This is a genomic window from Escherichia sp. XD33 (assembly GCF_019375075.1).
Lineage (GTDB): Bacteria > Pseudomonadota > Gammaproteobacteria > Enterobacterales > Enterobacteriaceae > Enterobacter > Enterobacter flexneri_A.
This window is the reverse complement of sequence record NZ_JAENDM010000104.1, coordinates 1-5,289: the sequence shown is the minus strand read 5'-3', so window position 1 is coordinate 5,289 and position 5,289 is coordinate 1. Positions and strand designations below refer to the sequence as shown.

Genomic DNA, 5,289 nt, shown 5'->3' with positions numbered 1-5,289 from the left:
TTCAGTTTTTTAATCCCGAAATAAACCAGAACCGCTGCACCAATACCGAACAGATATTTCGATGTTGTGATACCCCAGCCAATACAGATTGCTGCGGGGATCAGTTCATCCAGTGGCAGTCCAAACCAGCGGCTCTGGTTGGTCAGTGTTTCCGGGAAACGATATTTCTTAAGTTTATTCTCGTCTCCCGACATCGTTTTATTTCAGGCCAACGACGGCCATACCCACAGCAATAAATACAGAGATGATGGCAAAACCGGCCAGGAACTTGACGTTTTTGGTCATCATGTACATGACAGCACCGACCAGAACTTCAGCCAGAACAACCCATTTAACAACACTGGAGTCCTTACCGAAGGTCGCCTTAACCGTGGAGTTACCACTTGCCATCAGGTCCTGACTACCGGAAGCCATCGCCAGTTGCGGGAAGAACATCATCAGAACAGCAGCCGGGAGCACAGCGCGTACCAGGCGAAGCATATTCAGACGAGTGAATTTAGAAAAAAACGACTTCTTTTTGACGGGTGCAGAAGCACCCTGAACACTTAAAACAGCATTCATAAGTTACCTCAATTTCGGATAAATGAATAAAACTAGAGTGTATTAAATGTTATATCTTCCTCTTTATCTGCCTCCCTGAATATCTCCGAGTTATAAAAATCAGGAAACTTGATCAAATGATCAATAACTCTGTCTGCAGCCTCATCTGTTTTACACCATCCACTACGATTTTTGGCTGCAATAAGTAGCTGGTTAGTTTCATCATCCAGACGCATTGTCAGATACTTAACCAGCGACTTACCATAGATATTCCCTGCCCTGTTAAACTTTGGATAGCGGTGAAGATGATCTTTAAGTCTTATTACTGCCTCAAACGATCGACTTCTTCCGCTTCTGTTACTTGCCTCAATTAATAGACTTTCCACATCTACAGGTAATTTTAGTTTTACCATCTTACCTGTTGCAGAACGTGTACCAAATCTTTTCAATAACACCTCCCGCTGTTTATCTTCTGGTTACTACTTATGTTTGCAGAATAATCAGAAAAGGTAAATAGACGGAAAGTCTATATTTTATTAACACTTTATTAACGCGCATTTATGATACACATAGCCTTCTCGTACAAATAATGAATAAACTTTTTATTGTAGAGTAAGATGATTAACTCATCTTTATTAGAAACAGAGAAGTAGTCGCATATCAGAGACGCGTGTTTCTTTGATGTGGAGATGGATATGTTTAATATTCTTGCTATAGCATTATGACTGATTCCGGTGCTATATAAGTAAAAGACATCATTTACATATGATGATACAGAAGAATCATCACTCATTCTTCTGATTATATTTCTGATATCATCACTGACAATCGTTTTTTGATTATAACTGTCTTTATGACGAACATGAGCAGCATCATAAAATTGCCACAGAATGATATTTCTGTGTCCATTAAGAAATGACTGAATAGATATTGTCCAGAATCTGTTCTGAATAAAAACATCCTCTACAAGATTAAGATGCGTATGCTCATTCCTGTATGCTTCCATCTCTGTGACAGAGATCAATTCACAAAAATCTCTCTGCGACAGAAGCCATTTTTCAGCACTTTGATCTTGTGTAAGAAATGACTCATGAAACAGCGTATTGCAAAAAATAAATTTTCCAGTTTCGTCCCTGATACAGGCTGGATTTGGATAATCCTGAATAACTGCCGTCAGATTTTCCAGCAGATCTATTTGACGAGCATGTTTTTGTTGAATACGATCCATCGGATACATAGGAACCTCCTCACAAAGGATTCTATGGGCAGTCGATGCAGGGAGGAGAGAACTCCCTGCATCGGCGATTTTCAAATTCAAATTTTAACGTGGCATTAACCACGTAATTAATATACTAATTATCTTTCGTACTGTCACCTTTTTAAATCATAAAAACTCTGATATTTGAACGAAGTCAAATTTCTTTTATTCATCATCATTTTTTGGAAAAAATCGTTCCATCTCAGATGATACCTTCTCCCTGATATCTTCAACCATATTGGCATATTCAAACTTTGGATTTCCGGAGACATGAGGACTGAGAGACTCAATACCCAAAATTTTCGCTACTGATGATTGTGTTTTTACAACGCATTCAAGAAGCAATTTATTAAACTCAGTCTGATTAAATGCAGACTCTTTACGCTCCATCTGAGCCTCATGTACACGAAGCCCCAGTTCAAGAAGCATTGAAGCTGTTGCTGAAAAACTGACATCTTTTTCCCTTGCCCCTTCCTGTCGACGCTTCTCAATAATCGCATTTATTTTTTCATAGGCATCATTGCTGATATACAGGTTCACCTTAGCCATTAGAGATTACCTTTTTTGAACATAAAATAAAGTTAATTTCGAAACACTAAAATTCATAATGCAAACAGGGACGCACCGCTAGCAGCGCCCCTAGCGGTATCCTATAAAAAAACACACCGCGCCGCTAGCAGCACCCCTAATATAAAATAATGTTTTTTATAAAAATAGTCAGTACCACCCCTACAAAGCGGTGTCGGCGCGTTGTTGTAGCCGCGCCGACACCGCTTTTTTAAATATCATAAAGAGAGTAAGAGAAACTAATTTTTCATAACTCTCTATTTATAAAGAAAAATCAGCAAAAACTTGTTTTTGCGTGGGGTGTGGTGCTTTTGGTGGTGAGAACCACCAACCTGTTGAGCCTTTTTGTGGAGTGGGTTAAATTATTTACGGATAAAGTCACCAGAGGTGGAAAAATGAAAAAATGGATGTTAGCCATCTGCCTGATGTTTATAAATGAGATCTGCCAGGCCACTGATTGCTTTGATCTTGCAGGCCGGGATTACAAAATAGATCCTGATTTACTGAGAGCAATATCATGGCAAGAATCCCGTTACCGGGTTAATGCCATCGGTATTAATCCGGTAACGGGATATGGCAGCGGACTGATGCAGGTAGATTCCCAGCATTTTAACGAACTGGCCCGCTACGGAATTAAGCCAGAACATCTGACAACAGATCCCTGCATGAACATTTATACCGGTGCTTATTATCTGGCAATAGCATTTAAAAAATGGGGCGTCACCTGGGAGGCCGTTGGTGCATACAATGCCGGATTCAGGAAAACCGAACGCCAGAACCAGAGACGTCTTGCCTACGCATCAGATGTTTACCGGATTTATACCGGGATAAAAAGCAGTAAAGGTATCCGGCTTCCGGCCACGAAGAAATCACTTCCGGAAATTAACAGCGTGCAGAACAATTAATCTTACAGACATTGTCAGATACCGGTTATGCCGCAAAAGCGGCATGGAAGGCCACACACAAAAATATCATATGAGTGACAATACTGACTGGCCGAAGCCCCGCGAAGCGGGAACCCATCTTATATATACCCGGTAACTGCGCAGCCTCCTGCCAGACCATTTTTCGCAGGCACAATATTTACAGACAACCGGAAAGCCGGTTGATGAAATTGAGGTATATCAGACGACACAGCAATGCCGAAAAATGATAATATAAGTAAAGCCCCGAAAATTTTTTCGGGGCTTTACTTATATTATCATGACTTCCACTTTCTGAACTGTTCGGCAATCACCCATAACGCCTTGTTGATTCTTATATCACCATCAATACCTGTAATGGCTCTTGTCCTGGTATTTTTCCCGGAGGCACTTCGCCCCGATAATCCACCTTTTATCATATTCTCCTGAACCCGCTGCCAGGTTGTCCAGAGATCGTTCTGTTTGTCTTCCCGACGACGGGGAGTAATTATCTGTTCAGGTGTCACTGGCGTTTTATTTTCATCTTCATACCTGACCATCAGTGCAGCTCTGCCAAATAAATGTTGCTCGTCACTGTTAAGATGAATTTCTTTCATCGCCTCCATATTATCAGTGACCTTATCAAAGACACCGAGCACTTCATACGCTCCCTCGATAACCTGCCCGATAATATCACCTTTATGTGGAACGCGGATTTCGCCAAAATTATTTCCGCACACCAGGCCATTTGTGCAGACAAAACGAAAAATTCCGGGGATCATCTGATAACTGGATGAACCATCATGTGAATTAAGCAGGATAATTTCAGGAACTTCCTGTCCGTTAATATGCCCTTCCCTGCGAAGACGTAACATATGTTTACTGTATTCGCGACGTCCCAAATCACGAACCCGACTCTGACAGGCAAAGAATGGCTGGAAACCTTCATCACGTAACTTATTGATGATATTGATTGTTGGAATATACGTATAACGTTCACTCCGGGACTCATGTTTATCACCGGAAAATACCGAAGGCACGAACTGCATTAATTCATCATCCGTTAAAGGACGTTCACGGCGGATGGAATTATACCGACCAAAACGGGAAGCTAATCGCATAACAGCTACTCCTTTATGAAAGAATAAATTTAATAAAAAATTTTTCCGCTTAATATCATCCCCCCCCCCGATCTCCATTAACAAGATTGCAACAATCAGGAGAGGTATTCATCACATCCGGTCAGCAGATCGCCCGGATATCGAGGCCGGCACGCTTAATCTGACGCAGGAACTGTTTGAAGTGATCGGCTTCCGCAATGTTGATATGGCGGAACTGCTTATCCACACCCTGACTGAGCGCGTAGCTATAACTGAAGGCCATCTTTTCCGGGTGGCTTTTGCGATATTTTTTCAGCTCAGTCAGGCTGCTGAATTCCAGGACGTCCCACTCTTCCCCGGTGTTTTTTTTCTTCCCGGCAACAAGAAGCGTGTACGACGCGGTGTTAACGTGGATATTTCGGGTACTCATCCTGCTTTCTCCTCTCTCTGGTTTTCAGCCCCCATCATCTGTTGAGTTTCGGGAGCCGCGGTTTTGACGTTTTGCGGGGACCTGCCTTTTGTTCCCTCCGGTATTCACCATCACCTGTTTGAGAACCTTCGCCGCATGGGGCATCACTGCCACGGCCGGAAACGACTGTCCGGGGGCAGACCGCAAAAGTTTTTGCCTGCTTCTGGGCAAAAAGTTTTGCGGGATGTGCATTTCACCCCTGGACTGGCGGAGACGGTTGTGGCTGTCTATGCCCCCGGCGACAGGGGCTTAAACAGGTGAATGGCACCGGACACAACAACGGGCAGGGACCCGCCGCAACGACGTGAAGCGCGGTTTGCGAAACGGCGTTGCGCCTTACATCCCGGCGGCCTTTTGCCGGGATGTAAGGAGCGCAGGCCACGGCGCGACAGAGGCGGCGCGACCGGAACGGTCGCTGCAAGCCCGGGGTTTTCACGCATCGGACCGTAGCGA

At 43.4% G+C, this 5,289-nt stretch carries 9 protein-coding genes and 1 pseudogene; 2 read left to right on the top strand and 8 right to left on the bottom strand.

The window, feature by feature from the left end; translation table 11 throughout:
* The 5 genes from traL to traM all read right to left on the bottom strand — a co-directional run.
* On the bottom strand, positions 1 to 194 hold a 194-nt coding region (traL, locus tag K0778_RS24710; protein WP_137521776.1), incomplete at its 3' end, for a type IV conjugative transfer system protein TraL.
* Between the two features lie 4 nt (positions 195 to 198).
* Entirely contained in the window at positions 199 to 561 is a 363-nt protein-coding gene (gene traA / locus K0778_RS24705; RefSeq protein ID WP_000994784.1) for a type IV conjugative transfer system pilin TraA, read from the bottom strand.
* A gap of 32 nt (positions 562 to 593) precedes the next feature.
* Positions 594 to 989 carry a conjugal transfer relaxosome DNA-bindin protein TraY gene (gene traY / locus K0778_RS24700; protein ID WP_001309237.1) on the bottom strand — a complete coding sequence of 132 codons (396 nt, stop codon included), beginning with the start codon at positions 987 to 989 and terminating at the stop codon, positions 594 to 596.
* Positions 990 to 1,087: 98 nt separating this feature from the next.
* Entirely contained in the window at positions 1,088 to 1,777 is a 690-nt protein-coding gene (traJ, locus tag K0778_RS24695) for a conjugal transfer transcriptional regulator TraJ (protein WP_039002187.1), read from the bottom strand.
* Between the two features lie 186 nt (positions 1,778 to 1,963).
* On the bottom strand, positions 1,964 to 2,347 hold the full coding sequence (gene traM, locus K0778_RS24690) for a conjugal transfer relaxosome DNA-binding protein TraM (RefSeq protein ID WP_001151524.1): 384 nt from the start codon (positions 2,345 to 2,347) through the stop codon (positions 1,964 to 1,966).
* A 320-nt stretch (positions 2,348 to 2,667) separates the two neighbouring features.
* Between traM and K0778_RS24685 the strand changes: the two genes are divergently transcribed.
* On the top strand, positions 2,668 to 3,270 hold the full coding sequence (locus K0778_RS24685; RefSeq protein ID WP_000243712.1) for a transglycosylase SLT domain-containing protein: 603 nt from the start codon (positions 2,668 to 2,670) through the stop codon (positions 3,268 to 3,270).
* 296 nt (positions 3,271 to 3,566) lie between these two features.
* Here K0778_RS24685 and K0778_RS24680 read toward each other — a convergent pair whose 3' ends face one another.
* The 3 genes from K0778_RS24680 to K0778_RS27995 form a co-directional block, all read right to left on the bottom strand.
* Entirely contained in the window at positions 3,567 to 4,388 is an 822-nt protein-coding gene (locus tag K0778_RS24680) for a DUF932 domain-containing protein (protein ID WP_153449150.1), read from the bottom strand.
* 121 nt (positions 4,389 to 4,509) lie between these two features.
* Entirely contained in the window at positions 4,510 to 4,797 is a 288-nt protein-coding gene (locus K0778_RS24675; protein WP_000107535.1) for a hypothetical protein, read from the bottom strand.
* Positions 4,798 to 4,821: 24 nt separating this feature from the next.
* The gene (locus K0778_RS27995; RefSeq protein WP_000547968.1) at positions 4,822 to 5,028 is read right to left on the bottom strand and encodes a hypothetical protein; all 207 of its coding nucleotides are present in this window, start codon (positions 5,026 to 5,028) and stop codon (positions 4,822 to 4,824) included.
* A 69-nt stretch (positions 5,029 to 5,097) separates the two neighbouring features.
* Between K0778_RS27995 and K0778_RS27990 the strand changes: the two are divergent.
* Positions 5,098 to 5,271 (top strand): annotated as a pseudogene (locus K0778_RS27990) (hypothetical protein); the annotation flags it as partial.
* Between the last annotated feature and the right edge of the window lie 18 nt (positions 5,272 to 5,289).